This is a genomic window from Ruegeria sp. E8 (genome assembly GCF_056533985.1).
Map to the genome: position 1 here is coordinate 76,388 of NZ_JBQFOY010000005.1, position 16,410 is coordinate 92,797.

General features: G+C 56.3%; 14 protein-coding genes. 4 read left to right on the forward strand and 10 right to left on the reverse strand.

All coding sequences use genetic code 11. The features are described 5' to 3' along the window. Positions 1–4 precede the first annotated feature (4 nt). The 4 genes from ACR0LF_RS08695 to ACR0LF_RS08710 are packed head-to-tail and all read left to right on the forward strand — an operon-like array spanning position 5 to position 4,270. The gene (locus ACR0LF_RS08695; protein WP_480576778.1) at positions 5–898 is read left to right on the forward strand and encodes a 2-dehydro-3-deoxygalactonokinase; all 894 of its coding nucleotides are present in this window, start codon (positions 5–7) and stop codon (positions 896–898) included. Next, positions 895–1,500 (forward strand): 2-dehydro-3-deoxy-6-phosphogalactonate aldolase, encoded by a 606-nt coding sequence (locus ACR0LF_RS08700; RefSeq protein WP_480576775.1) that lies wholly within the window; start codon positions 895–897, stop codon positions 1,498–1,500. The genes ACR0LF_RS08695 and ACR0LF_RS08700 overlap by 4 nt, the downstream gene beginning before the upstream one ends. Next, positions 1,497–2,357: an SMP-30/gluconolactonase/LRE family protein gene (locus tag ACR0LF_RS08705; protein WP_480576772.1), complete on the forward strand. Its 861-nt coding sequence runs from the start codon at positions 1,497–1,499 to the stop codon at positions 2,355–2,357. The genes ACR0LF_RS08700 and ACR0LF_RS08705 overlap by 4 nt, the downstream gene beginning before the upstream one ends. After that, positions 2,354–4,270, forward strand: a complete 1,917-nt coding sequence (locus ACR0LF_RS08710) for a beta-galactosidase (protein WP_480576769.1) — start codon at positions 2,354–2,356, stop codon at positions 4,268–4,270. Before ACR0LF_RS08705 ends, ACR0LF_RS08710 begins: the two co-directional genes overlap by 4 nt. Positions 4,271–4,310: 40 nt before the next feature. Here the strand turns inward: ACR0LF_RS08710 and ACR0LF_RS08715 are convergent, their stop codons facing one another. The 10 genes from ACR0LF_RS08715 to ACR0LF_RS08760 all read right to left on the reverse strand — a co-directional run bounded on the left by ACR0LF_RS08715 (position 4,311) and on the right by ACR0LF_RS08760 (position 16,407). Further along, positions 4,311–5,582 carry an ABC transporter permease gene (locus ACR0LF_RS08715; protein ID WP_480576766.1) on the reverse strand — a complete coding sequence of 424 codons (1,272 nt, stop codon included), beginning with the start codon at positions 5,580–5,582 and terminating at the stop codon, positions 4,311–4,313. Then, the gene (locus ACR0LF_RS08720) at positions 5,579–6,499 is read right to left on the reverse strand and encodes an ABC transporter permease (protein ID WP_480576763.1); all 921 of its coding nucleotides are present in this window, start codon (positions 6,497–6,499) and stop codon (positions 5,579–5,581) included. The genes ACR0LF_RS08715 and ACR0LF_RS08720 overlap by 4 nt, the downstream gene beginning before the upstream one ends. A gap of 12 nt (positions 6,500–6,511) precedes the next feature. Further along, on the reverse strand, positions 6,512–7,624 hold the full coding sequence (locus ACR0LF_RS08725) for an ABC transporter ATP-binding protein (RefSeq protein WP_480576760.1): 1,113 nt from the start codon (positions 7,622–7,624) through the stop codon (positions 6,512–6,514). 116 nt (positions 7,625–7,740) lie between these two features. Next, complete coding sequence (locus ACR0LF_RS08730; RefSeq protein ID WP_480576757.1) at positions 7,741–8,865, reverse strand: extracellular solute-binding protein; 1,125 nt, start codon at positions 8,863–8,865, stop codon at positions 7,741–7,743. Between the two features lie 147 nt (positions 8,866–9,012). After that, positions 9,013–10,977 (reverse strand): beta-galactosidase, encoded by a 1,965-nt coding sequence (locus tag ACR0LF_RS08735; protein ID WP_480576754.1) that lies wholly within the window; start codon positions 10,975–10,977, stop codon positions 9,013–9,015. Beyond that, entirely contained in the window at positions 10,974–12,620 is a 1,647-nt protein-coding gene (locus ACR0LF_RS08740; protein ID WP_480576751.1) for an amino acid ABC transporter permease, read from the reverse strand. Before ACR0LF_RS08740 ends, ACR0LF_RS08735 begins: the two co-directional genes overlap by 4 nt. A 65-nt stretch (positions 12,621–12,685) precedes the next feature. Continuing rightward, a complete protein-coding gene (locus tag ACR0LF_RS08745; RefSeq protein ID WP_480576748.1) occupies positions 12,686–13,435 on the reverse strand; it encodes a basic amino acid ABC transporter substrate-binding protein in 750 nt (249 codons plus the stop codon). Positions 13,436–13,457: 22 nt separating this feature from the next. Beyond that, positions 13,458–14,504, reverse strand: coding sequence for a LacI family DNA-binding transcriptional regulator (locus ACR0LF_RS08750; protein ID WP_480576745.1), 1,047 nt, complete (start codon positions 14,502–14,504; stop codon positions 13,458–13,460). Then, positions 14,504–15,253 (reverse strand): sugar phosphate isomerase/epimerase family protein, encoded by a 750-nt coding sequence (locus ACR0LF_RS08755; protein ID WP_480576742.1) that lies wholly within the window; start codon positions 15,251–15,253, stop codon positions 14,504–14,506. The genes ACR0LF_RS08750 and ACR0LF_RS08755 overlap by 1 nt, the downstream gene beginning before the upstream one ends. A 71-nt stretch (positions 15,254–15,324) precedes the next feature. Further along, positions 15,325–16,407, reverse strand: a complete 1,083-nt coding sequence (locus ACR0LF_RS08760) for an ABC transporter ATP-binding protein (RefSeq protein WP_480576739.1) — start codon at positions 16,405–16,407, stop codon at positions 15,325–15,327. Positions 16,408–16,410: the final 3 nt, after the last annotated feature.

Genomic DNA, 16,410 nt, shown 5'->3' on the forward strand with positions numbered 1-16,410 from the left:
CGCGATGAATACAGACTGGATCGCCGTCGATTGGGGAACATCTCACCTGCGGGCCTGGGCCATGCAGGGAGCTACGGCGCTGGACCATGCACAATCCGACAAAGGTATGGCGCGTGTTGGCACCGACGGGTTCCAAGCCGCTCTTCTGGAATTGATCGAAGGCTGGTTGACTGTCGCGCCTGTGGATGTGATCGCTTGCGGAATGGTCGGTGCACGGCAAGGCTGGGTCGAAGCGCCCTATTCCACCATCCCGTCAGAACCTCTGCCGGATGCTCCGATCCGCGTTCCCGGTTCTGACCCGCGGATCAGGGCTTTTGTCGTTCCCGGCCTGAAACAGATGACACCGCCGGATGTGATGCGGGGCGAAGAGACGCAGATCGCTGGATTTCTAGGTGCCCGTCAGAACTGGGATGGCGTCATCTGCCTGCCCGGAACCCATACGAAATGGGTACAGGTCAGCGCCGGTGAAGTTGTGAGCTTTCGCACCTTCATGACAGGTGAATTGTTCGATCTGCTAAGTGGACAGTCGGTGCTGCGGCATTCGGTAAGCCAGGGCTGGGACGAAAACGCCTTCGCAGAAGCGGTGGCAGATACGTTATCCAAGCCCGAGCAACTGGCCGCGCGCCTCTTTGGCCTTCGGGCCGCCGATCTATTGCACGGAGAGGACAAAGGCACCGCACGCGCTCGGCTTTCAGGCTTGTTGATCGGGGCCGAGCTGGCCGCGACACGCCCGTATTGGCTGGGGCAGCAGCTGGCCATCATTGGCGCAGAAGGCGTGTCACAGACTTATGCATCAGCACTGCAACAACAAGGCGCTTTTGTCGAAACCGCGAACGCCACCGATGCGACGCTGGCAGGGCTAGGGTTGGCGCGAAACATGACAAGGCAAACCGCATGAGCCGTCCTATCATCGCCATTCTGCGTGGCCTGAAACCGCAGGAAGCCAAAGCCGTTGGCCGCGCGATCATTGATGCAGGCATCGACCGGATCGAAGTGCCGCTCAACTCACCTGACCCGCTCGACAGTATCGGTATTTTGGTCGAAGCTTTTGGGGATCAGGCCCTGATCGGCGCGGGGACTGTTTTGTCGATCGATCAGGTAGACGCAGTTTCGGCTGCCGGTGGCAAACTGGTGGTGTCACCCAATTATGACGCAGAGGTCATCGAACGTTCAGTTGCGTTGGGTATGCAAAGCTGGCCGGGTGTTTACACCCCAACTGAAGCCTTTGCCGCCCTCAAGGCCGGGGCAACCGGGTTAAAGCTGTTTCCGGGTGTCATGGCTGGCCCGACGGGTTTGGCTGCCTTGCGTCCGGTTTTGCCCACAGGCACGCTTGTTTTTGCCGTTGGCGGTGCCGGGCCTGAGAATTTCGGGCAATGGATCAAAGCGGGTGCGGATGGGTTCGGAATCGGATCCGCCCTTTACAAACCCGGCATGGATGTTACCGAAATCGCGGACCGTGCCCGCCAGATCGTAGCCGCCTATGACGAGGCCGCTGGATGAGCACCATTTATGACGACCGCCCCTGCGAGTTGGGTGAAGGCCCGTTGTGGCATCCGGAACGACAACAGCTTTTCTGGTTTGATATCATAGGCAAACGCCTAATGACCCGCGACGGAGACGAGCCAAAAAGCTGGACCTTTGACGAGTATGTTTCGGCCGCAGGTTGGGTGGACCGCGATACGCTTTTCATGGCTTCCGAAACAGGTCTTTGGCGTTTTGATTTGCTGTCTGGCAACCGGATACTGATTGTACCGTTGGAAACGGATAACCCCGTCACCCGTTCCAATGATGGGCGCGCCGACCCCTGGGGCGGGTTTTGGATCGGAACGATGGGCAAGCAGGCGGAGTCCGGTGTCGGATCGATCTATCGATTTTGGAAAGGTGAGCTGAGGCGCCTGGTTGCGAATGTGACAATTTCAAACGCGATCTGTTTCGCCCATGATCGTTCGGGTGCCTATTTCTGCGACACGGTAACGGGGCAAGTCAGGCGCTGGCGTCTGAACTCGGAAACCGGGTGGCCGGACGGGGACAGCGCAGTTTTTCTGGATTTGCGCAAAGATGGCCTGAACCCGGATGGGGCAGTTGTTGATTCCGACGGAAACATCTGGATTGCCCAATGGGGCGCAGCCCGGGTTGCGGTGTATTCTTCTGACGGTCAGTTTCTGAGTGCCGTTTCCTTTGACGCCTCGCACACATCCTGCCCCGCTTTCGGCGGCACCGATCTGAGCACGCTTTTCTGCACGACCGCCCGTCAAGGATTAAGTGCGGACGACATCAAAGCTCAACCGTCCAATGGCATGACCTTTGCATCGCGAAATGCAGGACAAGGCCAAGCAGAACACAAGGTCATCTTATGAAGCCGGAACTTGGCGTTTGTTACTACCCCGAACACTGGCCAGAGGCGATGTGGGCGGAAGATGCCGCACGTATGGTCGAAACAGGCCTGACGTGGGTCCGCTTAGGTGAATTCGCGTGGAGCCGTATGGAGCCACAACCGGGCAATTTGCAATTCGAGTGGCTGGATCGCGCGATTGAGACGCTCGGGGCAGCTGGTTTGAAAGTTGTGCTTGGCACCCCGACGGCCACGCCGCCACGCTGGATGTTACACAAACACCCGGACATGCTAGCGTTGGATGAAAGCCAGAACCCGCGCAAATTCGGATCTCGGCGGCATTATTGTTTTAGCCATCAAGGCTATATCGAGGAATGCGCACGCATCGCCCGGATCATAGGTGAACGTTACGGTCAAAATCCGCATGTGGCCGCGTGGCAGATAGACAATGAATACGGGTGCCATGACACCACGCTCAGCTACAGCGCCGCTGCCCTTCATGCCTTCCGGCATTGGCTCGCCGCGCAATACGGAACCATAGACGCGCTGAACGAGGCATGGGGCAACGTGTTCTGGTCGATGGAGTACAGCGACTTCGAAGAGATCGACTTGCCCAATCAAACCGTGACCGAACCGAACCCGTCGCATGTTTTGGCCTTTCGCCGTTTCAGCTCGGATCAGGTTGTGACATTCAACAAGGCGCAGGTGGATGTTCTGAGGTCGTTGACCGACGCGCCGCTGCTGCACAACTACATGGGCCGCATCCTGGACTTTGACCATTTCGAGGTCGGTGCGGATCTCGATATTGCCACCTGGGACAGCTATCCGATCGGATTTCTGTCGGATCGGTTGGAAGATCACGATGCACACAAGACCGCTTTTCTGCAGCAAGGTGATCCGGATATGCAGGCGTTTCACCACGATCTCTATCGGGCCGTCGGGCGTGGCCGCTGGTGGGTGATGGAACAACAACCCGGACCTGTGAACTGGGCACCGTACAACCCTGCACCACGTCCCGGAATGGTACGGCTGTGGTCTCTTGAGGCCGTGGCACACGGCGCTGAAGTGGTGAGTTATTTTCGCTGGCGGCAAGCTCCCTTCGCACAGGAGCAAATGCACGCAGGATTGCTGACGCCGAACAATCGCCCTGCACCTGCCCTGGCCGAAGCCCGTCAAACTGCGGGTGATTTGGCCAGGTTGGGCGTAGTGCGTCAGGAACAGGCAAAAGTCGCAATTCTGTTCGATTATGCATCGGACTGGGCGTGGTCCACTCAGCCACAAGGCGCAGGTTTTGAGTATTTCCGGCTGGTATTTTCTGCATATCGCGCGTTGCGTCGCGCCGGCTTGTCCTTGGATTTTGTTTCGGCAAACGACATTTCGGCTCATTACGATCTGATCCTGGCTCCGGGCTTGGCGACAATCGATCCTGATTTGGAACGCCGCCTGGAAAACAACTGCGAACTGGCAATCCTGGGACCGCGCAGCGGTGCGATCACCCGAGATTTTCAAATACCCAACGCGGGCCGCCCTGGTCTGAGCGGTTTTAATTGCGATGTTGAATTGGTCGAAACGCTGCCACCCACCTCTAAACGTGCGGTTCAAGGGGGTGGCGCTGCGCAACATTGGATCGACCTGTTGTCTGGACAAGCCGCAGACCTGCTGAGCTTTGAAGACGGGTCGCCTGCACTCAAGGCCAACGATGGCATTTGGTATCTGGCAGGCTTTCCGGATGAGACCCTTTGGGACCGTGTGATCGCTATGGCTGCTAAAAAAACCGGTCTAAATCTAAGGAAAATGCCGCAGGGTCTGCGACTGCGTGAAACGGCCGATCATACATTCCTGATCAACTACAACGCTGAAGCGGTGGTTTGGAACGGGCATAGCGTCCAAGGCTGTGACGTCGAAATCCTGAAACGCAATCCGCCCGAACAGACCTGAGTCCGGATCGGGCGGATTCTGAGCTTATAGTCCTGCGCCGCTATTCGTCGCTTTGCAGGCTGTTGGGGTCAAACACCCCTCCAAAACCGCTGTTGTTGGATGGAGCGCTTTCAGTTTCAGAAGCACCATCTTCTCCTTGGGTTTCATCGCCACCCAGCGAGTTCGGCGCGAACACATTACCAAAGCCGCTGTTGTTAGACGGTTTTGGAGTGGATTGAGCGCCACCTTGCTCCGCTTCTTCAGCTTCACGTTGCTTGCGGCGTTCTTCACGTTGCTTACGCAACTCCTGAATACGCTGTTCCGCTTCCAACTGCTTCTGTTCGCGAACATCGGCAATACACTGCGCCGGATTGTAGGTTGCTGCAGTGCCAACAACGGTGATCGTTGCGACGGCAAAAACAACCAACAGAACAGCTGCCATGTTACCGGAAAAGAAGCTGGGCAGTTTGATCTTGCCTGCCAGCTCCTCAACCGTCGCGTTTTTGCGCGCGGCTGCAACCAGCTCCTGTCGCTTCAACTTGGCTTCGTTCAACAGAGCGAAGAACACCGTCAGCGCCACGATGATAAACGCCAGCGCCGAGATCGCGGGCGTGATGCCGTAACGGACCTTTTGGGCCAGCTCGATCGTCAGCGTCGGGTATTCTCCGAAGGTGAAGGTGGTGGTGTTATAGTTCTCGAACGAAGCCAGGAACGCCAGCACCGCCGCCGAGGCAATCGCCGGGCGCATGAACGGAAGCAGGATCTTGCGGAAGGCCTGCGCGTGGCTGGCACCGAGGTCCAGTGCTGCTTCGGTCAAGGCAACATCGTAACGCTGCAACCGCGCCACCAGCACCAGCATGCAATAGCTGGCAATAAAGGTGGATTGGCCGATCACCGTCAGGAAGATGCCGTTCGACAGGAAACTGTCCGCGCCCAGCCCCAACATCCGGTTGATCCGATCCCAGAACACCAGCGTCGAGATACCCAAAACAACACCCGGGATCAGGATCGGTGCGATGATGATCGTATAGTAGGTCGCGCGCAGCTTGGGCCAGATCTGCGTCAGCATCAACGCGCCTGCCAGACCCATCGCCACAGACAGAACAACTGTTCCGAGACCGATGATCAACGAGTTCTTGATCCCGTTCAGGATACGCTGATCCTGAAACAGCTCACCAAACCACTGGAAGGTCAGGCATTCCCACGGGCTCATTCGTGGGAAGCCGGACGAGTTGAAAGCGGTGATCGACATGATCACCAGCGGGCCCAGCAGATACAAGAAGAAGATCGCCAGATAGACCCAGATGCTTATACGGAGGAAGGAATTGTTCATTTCCCGATATCCCCCATGTTCACTTTGAACAGGCGCATCATGGCCAGCACGAACAGGATACAGGTGACCAGCAGGACGATCGCATAGGCGGCACCTTGTGGCCAGTCATTGTTATCGTTGAACTGCTGATAGATCAGTTGTGTGAACCACAAGCTCGATGGGCCACCCAGAATCTGCGGCGCAGCCAGCGCACCGGCGGACAGCATAAACACCATCGTACAACCCGAACTGATCCCGGGCTTGGCATAAGGAATGACGACCCGCCAGTGTATCCGCCACCAGGGCGCACCAAGGTCACGTGCTGCTTCGATCTGATTTTTGTCCAGACTTTCAATGACGTTATACATTGGAAAGATCATCAGCAGGATGTATGCATAACCAAGACCTGCATAAAGCGCGATGTCATTGCGGATGAAATCGAACGGCGTATCCCAAATACCCAATCCCATGAACAAAGTGTTTAGCACCCCAGTCTCACCGAAGATAATGCGCAACGCGAAAGCACGCAGGATTTCGTTGATCCAGTAAGGGATGATCAACATGATCGCGAAAATGCGGATATGGCTGCCTTCGGCTTGCCCCAGGTAATAGGCGATCGGATAGCAGATGATCAGGTTGAAGATCGTCACACAAACCGCAGCCACCAGGGTTCGGAAGAACACCCTCAGATCGACTGTGTTATAGTCCTGACTGCCACCTTCGGGGCCATAGATCAGGTATTTGTAGTTCTCGAGCGTATAAACGTCCTTGGGACCTCCAATCTCTGGCGGCGGTAGGTTCGGACGGAACGAGAAGTCCAGCATCGACAGCTGCGGCAGGATAATCAGGCCGACAGTCCAGAACAGGACCAAACCCAAAATTCCCAACCCCATTCCAGTGCCGTTGCGGTTGAAGAAATCTTTCAGAAACTGGGGCATGCGTTCTTCCCCTTATTCCGCGGCCAGCTCACCCGCCGGGACGATGACAGCATTGTGCGTCTCGTATTCCAACGTGATGTTCTGTCCGGTGTGATCCTCGAAAGACTGCCCGTGGTTGGGGATCGACACTTTGATCTCTTTCCCACCTTCACCTTCGGTAAAGATGTTGAAGACATTGCCTTCGAACTCTTCGTGGTTGACCCGTGCGGTAACGAAATGATCGCCAGTCGCCCCGTCAGCTGCAATGGCGAAGGCCTCGGGGCGGATGAACATCATCGCCTCGTCGCCTTCCTTCATCTTACCCTGATTGGCAGTCGAAATACGTGCCACAAGATCGCCCGAGCGGTTGGTCGAGATCAGAGCCTCATTGCCCATGACCTGTTTAATCTTGCCGCGGAACACATTGTTTTCGCCAACAAAAGAGGCCGCAAATGCTGTGTTGGGATCGTTGTAGATGGTTTTCCCATCGGCAATCTGATCAATCACGCCAGCACGCATGACAGCGATATTGTCCGACATGGTCAGCGCTTCGCCCTGGTCATGGGTTATGTAGATAAAGGTAATACCGACACGTTGCTGAATTTCACGCAGCTCGGTGCGCATATGCTGGCGCAGTTTCAGGTCCAGCGCTGACAACGGTTCGTCCAGCAGCAGAACATCCGGCTCGGCGCACAGGGCTCGGGCGATGGCCACACGCTGACGCTGACCGCCCGACAACTCGCTGGGCAGTTTGTCCCCTTGCCCCGGCAACGCGATCATGTCGAGCAGTTCGTCGGCACGCTTGCGGCGCTCCGCGGCACTGGCCCCCTTGATTTCCATCGAAAACGTGATGTTTTCCCAGACCTTCATCAGTGGGAAAAGCGCGAGGTTTTGAAAAATCAGCGCAGTTGGGCGCTTGTTCGGCCCAATGCCGCGCATATTGTTGCCGCCGATCAGAACGTTGCCTTCGCTGGGCTCAAGGAAGCCCGAAACAGCCCTTAGTATCGTTGTTTTCCCGCAGCCCGAAGGCCCGAGGAACGAAAAGAAGTCGCCCCCGTTGATGTTGACGTTGGCATCGCGCACGGCGACGAAGTCACCGAAACGGATCCACAGGTTTTCCAGATCGACTCCGACCCCTGCACTCATTTTTGGTATCTCCCTGAGGTGTGCACTGTCACCACACCACATAGCTGTCCGTTACGCCGGAGCGGCGCACGGATGATTGCCCCCCGCAAATCGCGAGGGGCCAGGTTTCGGAACGCTTAAGCGCTTTTGAACTTGTTGACGAACTCGGTCCGCGTTTCCGCGTACCAAGGCGCTTCGGCTGGCCACGGGTTGAGGTTGGCCAGCGAGTCGCCCGGATAGGCCTCGGCAAAGTTCTTCTTGTAGGTGTCGCCCGAATACTGGTCGGCACCCAGAACAGGCGAGTTATAGCCGTGGCTGTCGATTGCGACACCGGCCGGTTTGGCCTGATAGGCGAAATCGATGAACGCGTAGACCTGATCGATATTCGCCGCGCCTGTTGGCATCGACATGCCGTCAACCCATGCCATCGCACCTTCGACAGGTGCCTGATAATGCACAGGCTCACCGGCGGATTTCAGCGCCAGCGGCGGGCCGTCCCAGGTTTGTCCAACAACAACGCCTTCGTTCAGAAGACCGTTCTTCTGTGTGTCAGCGTCGTTCCAAATCAGCTTGATGCGATCCTTGCGGGCGATACACCAATCGGTGATCTGACCCCAGACCTTGCGCATGGTGTCTTCGTCACCATAAGCGGCCCAGACCGAGCCCGGCTCCATCTCTCCGGCACGCTCCATGTAAAGACCTGCACCCAGCATCATGGAATGCGCGCGGCCCATGGTCTTGCCCGCATTTTCTTCCGACCAAACATCGCCATAAGACGGCGCGTCACCTTCCGGCAGCCACAGATCAGTGCGGTATGCAATACCTTCGGTGCCCCAGATATGCGGCAGCCAATGCGCACCCGAACCACCGAAGTCCCACGCATCGGTGCCGATCTTGGCCATGGCAGGGTTCACCAGATCAATCGGAACCTTGTTCATGTCAAATGGCTGCAACAGTTCCAGCGGCTCCCACTGAAGCGAACGGTTGTTGGTAGGCGAGACGATGTCAAAACCCTGACCTTTGGTCGCCTTCATCTTGTTGATGATTTCTTCGTTGGACCCGATGCCGGTGTAGTTCACCTTGATACCGGTCAGAGTTTCGAATTCCTGAATAAAGCTGGGCGGCAGATAGTCCGACCACATCAGGATGTTGATTTCCCCGGATGAGGCCAGAGCGCTTTTGCTGTAGAGAGGTGCCGCGAGTGCTGCAGCACCTGCACCCTTCAGCACAGTGCGTCTGGAAAGTGTCGAGTTTTTAGCCATTAGTGTTCTCCCATTGTTAGACTAGTTGGTTTTTTGTTTTTTATTCATAGGACTTTCTGTGCCCGTTCGTCAGTCCAAAAGTGACAGTTTCCGAAATTCTTATGTCCAGTTTCGGTTGTTGACGCGTTTTGGCTGCATTTCAGGGCGTTAGTTATCCTGCCAGACAGTGAAATCGCGCGCTTTGACTGGATCGGAACCAATCAAAATTCGCCGCGGTCCACCAACAGGCAGAGGCTTGGGTATGTGACCAAAATTAAAAGCAAATTGCAACGTTCCGCGTCGGGTTATGCGCATGTCAGGATCGCAGTCTAGAGACTTCTGTCCGACCCACTCCAAGACGTCGCGCATAATGGCCTGCAACAGCGCTCCGCGCGGCACCATAGCCAGATAGGTTGCGCGGTCCGACCGGATGACCGCCGGGCTAGCGTTGCAATAGGCGCTGTTGAAATGGGCCAGAACATGTGCTTCGGTCTCGACGATTTCGCGCCAGCTGGTGAATTCAAACTGTTGACCATCCGCCAACTGAACATATTCCCGCGCAAGATCCGGGAGCGATTCGACACGGGCAACGCGAACCCCGGTCAAATCGGCAAGCGCGCCCGGGGCCAGATTAGGCGGGGTATGCATCTGGGACGTCTTGCTGCCGGAACGCGCCCCAATCATGAGCTTTGCCCCAGAGGCGTCGAGTTTAGCGGCCAAGTCCATGGTCACAATCATGCTTTGCGGTAGAACGATCAGGTTGTAGCCGTCCAGATCATCCTCTGGACCCACAAAATCGACATCGGCACCCAGCCCACGCAGGGCGGTGTACCATTCTCGGAAGATATGAGCATTGGGGAAATCATCGTCGTGCGGCAGAATATCTGCCGCCCAGATCGAAGCATAATCCAGCAGCATCGCCACCGGTGCTTTCTCGCGTACCGCTGAAGGCAGTACTGCGCGATCTTTCACGATCTCAGCCAGTTCTTCTGCCGCCTGATCCAGGCTGTCATCCGGGCGCAACAAGGCCGTATGGTATTGTTCTTGAGCGAATTTTGCCTGCCGCCAGCGAAAGAACATCACTGCTTGGGCACCATGCGCATAGGCTGACCAAGTCCAAAGCCGAACCATCCCGTCTGCCGGAGAAGGATTCTTGGGCGCCCAGTCCACCGGCCCGGGCTGCTGTTCCAACACCCACATCCGCCCGCGTCCCTGACCGCGATACAGGTCGCAGTGAAACCCTTGATAATCCGGCGCGCCAGTCCGCAGATAGCGGTGTCTTTCTTCATCCGTCAGGGTCGAGCCCAGCAGGTTGCCAAGCGGGTAACTGTCGAAGCCGACAATATCCAGATCGGCAGCCACTGCATGATGGTCGAACTCGAAACTGCCTGCCATGAAGTTGTGCGTGATATCCCGGCCCGGCGCATATTCTCGCAGCACATCCACCTGAGCCTTGTTGAAAAGGCGCACGCGGTCCGAGGAATAATGCATGAAGTCCAACGCGTGAGTCGGATTTGGCGTGGCGACCAATCCGTTGGGTAGCTCGATCTGGTCAAAGTCAGAATAGAGTGCGCCCCAGAATACGGTTCCCCAGGCCTCGTTCAGTTCATCAATTGTACCATATCTTTGTTCCAGCCAACGCCGGAAACCTGCGCGCGCGGCCTCGGAATAGCTGAGAACGGTGTCGTGGTCGTTGTATTCGTTATCGATTTGCCAGGCGTGGACATGTCGGTTCTGACCATATCGGCGCGCATATTCCTTTGCGATCCTTTGCGCCTCGGCCAGGTAAACCTCACTGGAAAAACAATAATGCCTGCGTGAACCATAGGCTCTGATCCGACCGTCCGACCCGATCGGCAGGATTTCGGGATGCTCGTCAATCAGCCACTTAGGCGGGGCCGCCGTTGGGGTCGACATCATGACCCGCAGACCGGCCTGACCCAGAATCTCGATCACTTCGTCCAGCCAGTCCCAGCGAAACTGACCGCGCGCGGGTTCGATCAGGCCCCAGGTAAATTCGGCGATCCGAACCCAATCCAACCCCATCTCGACCATCTGCGCAGCATCATCGCGCCATTTCGACGGGTCCCATTGTTCGGGATAGTAGCAAACCCCAAGCTCCAGCTTGCTCATCGGTTGTCCTTTGCCGTGCGCCGTTCGATCCATTTCAGGAAGCTGGCGCAGCCGAGAGTTAAAACGACGTACAAAATTGCCGCCGTGTTGAACGGGGCAAAGGGCAGAAAACTGGCAGCCTGAAATTCTCGCATCCTCTGGGTCATGTCACGGACTGACAGGATCGACAGCAACGAGGTATCCTTGATCATCGCAATGAACTCGTTGCCCAAAGGCGGGGTGACGATCCGCAAAGCCTGAGGCAACACAATCAGCCGCGCCGTCTGCCATCTGGACAGGCCCAAAGAACTACCCGCTTCCAATTGCCCCTTCGGGATAGCCTCAATCCCGGACCGGAAGATTTCGGCCATATAGGCCGAGTACCCGACCGAGATTGCGATGATGCCCCGGGTCATATTGGTCATGTCGATACCGCCACCGGTGGCGTCCTTGACCGCACCTGCTAAAGGCAGGCCGATATACAGAATGATCACAAGCATCGGGATGCCGCGTATCGTGTCGACAAAGAACTCGGCCCCGACCGCCAGAGGGTGCAGTTTGTGCTGCGCGCCGCCAATGGTCAGCGTCAGCAGCAGAAACCCGAACACGGCAAAGGCCAGTGCGGGATTTCGGTATTTGTCAGGTAAGAAACTTGTTCGCCACAGAACCGGATAGCCTTGTGTGTGAGCCTCGACCGGCACAAAAGCTCCGGAAACGCTGTCGACGGTTTCAATCTGCTCCAGCGCTGCCGTGGCGTCGGTGGCGCTGCGGATGCGGAACTGCTGGTCACCTGCGCCTTCGAACTCGCCGAACCGGATGATATCGGCCTGTGCTTGCGGGGTGCCGCGCACAATAGCGATACGCCCCTCGGTGCTGCCGACCAGAACATAGCTGACCTGCGGTTGCATGAAGAAAAAGGCCGATATTGCCAACAGAGTCAGGCTGATCGAGCCATAAAGGATCGTGGTGCGCGCCTTCGGCTTGAAAGATTGCAGCCCGACCCAGATCAGGCCCAGAATGGCCGAAAAGATATAGGCAAAGATTGCTGCGCGGAATGTAATGGCTACACCGGTGGCAAACTGCCAATGAGCCATGAACATGAGGTAAAACAGAACCGCACCGGTAAGACATTCCAGCCCGAGCAGAACACGCCCGCGCCAAGGCGGTTGCAGCCGTGTCGAAAAAAGACACAAGGCGACGACGACTGCATTGGCTGCCAGAAGGAATTGCAAGCCTGTCTGAACCTGATCGATCACTTCCGGGAACAGCACCCAGATTTGGCTGGACCTGTCGATAAGGGTCGATGTGTTCTCGCTGAGCGCATGAAAGAATACGGACTCGGCAAAGGGCATCAAAAGCTGTGGTGAAACAACGCTGATCCCCAGGAGAGCAATCGTTGCCGGGAACGCGGAAAAGGCACAAATCCGCAACCATCCCGGGGCGTGATTTGAAAAACGTGCGTAACGCGCGCAGAGATATCCAAGAATTGCAACCGTCACGATCAACAGGAACCCGACGAAAATCGGCCCCGCATTGTTACCGATGCCCAAAATGGCGACCAGAGATCGCAGATATTTCGAAGACGTGGCAAACAGGTAGATGATGAAAGGTGCGGCTGCGAGCAACACAAGATTGCTCGGGCGGATTGTGCTGAGGCGCGACATGGAACTTCTCCGCTATGACAAGGCCCGGCGACATTGGCCGCCGGGACCAGAGAGGTGCAAAAGGATCAGTTCGTGCCCCAGTATTTGGCTTTCAGTTCGTCCAGCGTGCCGTCTTCCTGAATAGCCGCCAGGCCAGTGTTGATGGCGTCCACCGTTGGGTCACCTTCCTGAAACACGATGCCCAGAGGGTCTGATTGCAGGCCTGTGATGCCAACAGTCAGTTCTCCTGCAAACTCCTGTTCGTAGGCAGCTGCGGACGTGCCATCGATGATCACACCTTGTACGTCTGCGTTCTGTAGCGCCAGAATTGCAGCCGAGAAGTTGTCGTAGAGGCTTACGTTCTCACGCCCCACAAGCTCTTCCGCCAGTTGGGCATTTGTTGTCGCGGTTTGCGCCGCCAGTTTCTGACCGCCCGCCTTGAAGTCTTCAAGCGTCATATCCGCGTTGTCGACTTGCAGCAAAATGGCCTGGCTGACGACGATGTAAGGTTCGGAAAAATCCATGGTCTCTTCACGCTCTGGCGTGATTGAAACGCCCGAGATGACCAGATCGAATTCCCCCTGCTGAAGAGCCGCAAAAATACCGTCCCAAGCGGTGTTTACAAAGTTTGGAACGCAATTGACCTTTGCACAAATCGCATTCATCACGTCGACATCAAAGCCCACGATCTTACCGGTGGCTTCGTCTACGGTTTCCATTGGTGGATAGGTCGCATCGGTTCCGATCTTGAGAACGCGACCTTCCAGATCGGCGGCGAAAGCCGCCGGAACGGCGAGTGTCGCCAGCGTTACGGCGGCAAGTAGGTTCTTAAACATGTTCGGTTTCTCCTCTGTTGGCTTAGTTGGTCTGCGCCATGCCCGGCGCCGGGGTGTCAGGTTGCCGCTCGACCAATGTGGCCCTGATCTTTTTTTGAATTTGTGACGGATCTACCCCGTCCAATGCTTTCAGCATGAACTCACCCAGCAGACGGCTGGTTTCGCCAATCGGCAAGTAATAGGCACTGGGCGGTGGCACGAAATACTGGCTGAGTTTCAGGTCATCGTTCGAAATGACGACAACATCTCTGCCGACCCGAACGCCCGCTTTGGCAGCGGCAGACAAAGCGCCAAGGGTTATCGCCTCGTTGGCGCAAATAATGGCGCTCGGACGGTTTGGCATCTGCATGAATGTCGCAAAGGCCTGTTGCCCAGTCTCTGCGGTCGTCGGACCGGTCAACACAAGTGCAGGATCAAATCTCACACCACCCGCCAATAGCGCATCCGAATATCCTTGGCGGCGTTGCTGCGCGTAAATCAGGTCTTCCGGTGGGTTGATCAGAGCAATCCGAAGGTGCCCCAGATCAAGTAGCCGAGCCGTGGCATCAAATGCCGCAATCTGACTATCGAGATCCACATAAGCGTGGGGCTGGGCACTGTCGCTCATGCCGTAAGTGACAAATGGAAAACCTTTGTCCTGAAGATATACTATGCGCGGGTCATTCACTCGGGTGCCAGAGAAGATAACTCCGTCCGCCAACCCTTCTTGCACGATGGAGTGCAGGGTTTTGAGCGCGGCTTCTCCATCCCGAACACTAAAGACGCTCAACTGATACCGTGACCCTTGAACCGCGTCGGAGATCCCAGCCAGAATCCGTGTAAACTCGACCCCCTCCCATTCCTCAGCGGCGCAATCTGAAACTCCGACCAAAACCGCGATCCGGTAGGATTTATTGGTGCGCAGCTTCAGGCCATCCAGGTTTACCCGATACCCAAGCTCAGCAGCGGTTTTTTGAATCTCTTCCCGTGTTTCCCGCTTTACCGACGGGGTTCCGCGCAGGGCGTTTGACACCGTGCCCACTGAATAGCCGGTCTTTTTGGCAATCGATTTGATCGTCGCCCGCGCCATCAGCCGATCCCTGCCAGCTGTTCAGCTAAAAAAGACCGACCAGTTTGCAAGGTGCGTCTGTGATCCTCGGTTTCATCATGTTCGACAAAAAGATCAATGCATTCAGTGTTTGCGAGGGCGCGCAACGTAGTATCCCAATCGATGGCACCTTCACCCAGATTGCACCATCGCGCGACACCAGTACCCCCGGTCAGATCCAAATCCTTTGCGTGGACGGACAGGATGCGGTCAGTATGGCGCGCGATCATATCCGCGGGGTTCAGACCACACGCGGCCAGCCAGCCGATATCAGGCTGCCAATAGATATTTCCTTGCGCGAAAATCAGATCAAGAGGCATTTCACCTGGCTCACCTACCAGATCAAAGTCGTGATTGTGGTACGAAAGACGGATGCCGTGATCTTTTAGGCGAGATGCCCATTCGGATAACTGGCCCGACACTGCATTCCATCCCCGGGCAGTGTCGGGCCGCACCTGGGGCGCCAGCCAAGGCATGACGGCCACCTGGCATTCCAAAAGGTTCAGAACCTCGACGAGGTCGTCGAAACGCTCGTCGAATTCTTCCCAGTCGAAATGTGCAGAACGAAGGTTAAGACCTGATTGATGAACGATACGCGCCATCTGGGCTGGGCTCAGATCATACAGTCCGGTGGTTTCAATGTCCGAGAACCCGCAAGCGGCAACCAAACACAGTTGATCCGCCAGATCACCGCATTGACGCACCGTGTAGAGCTGCGCAGATATCCGCATTTTTCACCATTGAAACGTTTCAATTATGGTGAAACACATAACGCAGATCTGTCAAGAACTGCGTTCGCGCGCTATTTGCGCATGGTTAGCCCGTCGTAGAACAGATGAACTTTTTCCGGAGTGGCGGACACCGAGACTGTTTGGCCACGAAGATTTCTCTGAACACCTGGCAGCTTGGCAATCACTGCATCCGCGCCGTCGGTTTTTTCGAAATACAACAGGGTGACTTCGCCCAGAGCTTCTGTGAAATCCACCATCCCTGTCAGGATTGCATCCTCAGTGGTTGCGACAAAATCTTCAGGACGCACCCCGATATTGACACGCTTTCCCTGATCGCTTTCGTCGGTCGCAATAGCCGAAACCGCAACGCCGCCCGCATCCAGCGAAACTGTTGTCGCGGCTCCTGTTCCGGTGATCGTTCCGGGCAAAAGGTTCATGGACGGCGATCCGATAAACTGTGCAACGAACTCATTGTCGGGCGTTTCATAGAGCTCAAGCGGAGTGCCAACCTGCGCAATGCCCTTGTTTGCCAGCACAACGATCCGGCTGGCCAGAGTCATGGCTTCGATCTGATCATGAGTCACATAGATCATGGTGCTGTCAGGCATGGCTTCTTTCAACCGCGCAATCTCGATCCGTGTCGCGACGCGCAGCGCGGCGTCAAGATTCGAAAGAGGTTCGTCAAACAAATATACTTTGGGATCGCGCACAATGGCGCGCCCGATCGCCACCCGCTGACGCTGACCACCAGACAGAGCCTTAGGCAAACGATCCAAAAACGGTTCAAGTTGCAGAATACGCGCAGCGCGCTCAACGGCTGCGTCAATCTCAGCCGCTGGCATCTTGGCGATCTTCAGTGCGAACGCCATATTCTCCCGCACGGTCATGTGCGGATACAAAGCGTAACTTTGGAAAACCATCGCAATGCCGCGCTGTGCAGGCGGGACATCGTTCATGACCTGCCCTTCGATTTCCAGCGTGCCGCCTGTGATCTTTTCAAGACCCGCGATCATCCGCAGCAGCGTCGACTTTCCGCAGCCTGATGGGCCGACAAAGACGATCAATTCGCCCTGCTCGATATCAAGGTTGATGTTTTTCAGAACATCGACGGGGCCATAGGATTTGGCGACTTCGGTAAGATTGAGTTCAGACATGCC

What these genes read in the sequence shown, in the direction of transcription:
- ACR0LF_RS08695 (WP_480576778.1), top strand. Translation starts at nt 5, where the DNA reads ATGAATACAGACTGGATCGCCGTCGATTGGGGAACATCTCACCTGCGG.
- ACR0LF_RS08700 (WP_480576775.1), top strand. Translation starts at nt 895, where the DNA reads ATGAGCCGTCCTATCATCGCCATTCTGCGTGGCCTGAAACCGCAGGAA.
- ACR0LF_RS08705 (WP_480576772.1), top strand. Translation starts at nt 1,497, where the DNA reads ATGAGCACCATTTATGACGACCGCCCCTGCGAGTTGGGTGAAGGCCCG.
- ACR0LF_RS08710 (WP_480576769.1), top strand. Translation starts at nt 2,354, where the DNA reads ATGAAGCCGGAACTTGGCGTTTGTTACTACCCCGAACACTGGCCAGAG.
- ACR0LF_RS08715 (WP_480576766.1), bottom strand. Translation starts at nt 5,582, where the DNA reads ATGAACAATTCCTTCCTCCGTATAAGCATCTGGGTCTATCTGGCGATC.
- ACR0LF_RS08720 (WP_480576763.1), bottom strand. Translation starts at nt 6,499, where the DNA reads ATGCCCCAGTTTCTGAAAGATTTCTTCAACCGCAACGGCACTGGAATG.
- ACR0LF_RS08725 (WP_480576760.1), bottom strand. Translation starts at nt 7,624, where the DNA reads ATGAGTGCAGGGGTCGGAGTCGATCTGGAAAACCTGTGGATCCGTTTC.
- ACR0LF_RS08730 (WP_480576757.1), bottom strand. Translation starts at nt 8,865, where the DNA reads ATGGCTAAAAACTCGACACTTTCCAGACGCACTGTGCTGAAGGGTGCA.
- ACR0LF_RS08735 (WP_480576754.1), bottom strand. Translation starts at nt 10,977, where the DNA reads ATGAGCAAGCTGGAGCTTGGGGTTTGCTACTATCCCGAACAATGGGAC.
- ACR0LF_RS08740 (WP_480576751.1), bottom strand. Translation starts at nt 12,620, where the DNA reads ATGTCGCGCCTCAGCACAATCCGCCCGAGCAATCTTGTGTTGCTCGCA.
- ACR0LF_RS08745 (WP_480576748.1), bottom strand. Translation starts at nt 13,435, where the DNA reads ATGTTTAAGAACCTACTTGCCGCCGTAACGCTGGCGACACTCGCCGTT.
- ACR0LF_RS08750 (WP_480576745.1), bottom strand. Translation starts at nt 14,504, where the DNA reads ATGGCGCGGGCGACGATCAAATCGATTGCCAAAAAGACCGGCTATTCA.
- ACR0LF_RS08755 (WP_480576742.1), bottom strand. Translation starts at nt 15,253, where the DNA reads ATGCGGATATCTGCGCAGCTCTACACGGTGCGTCAATGCGGTGATCTG.
- ACR0LF_RS08760 (WP_480576739.1), bottom strand. Translation starts at nt 16,407, where the DNA reads ATGTCTGAACTCAATCTTACCGAAGTCGCCAAATCCTATGGCCCCGTC.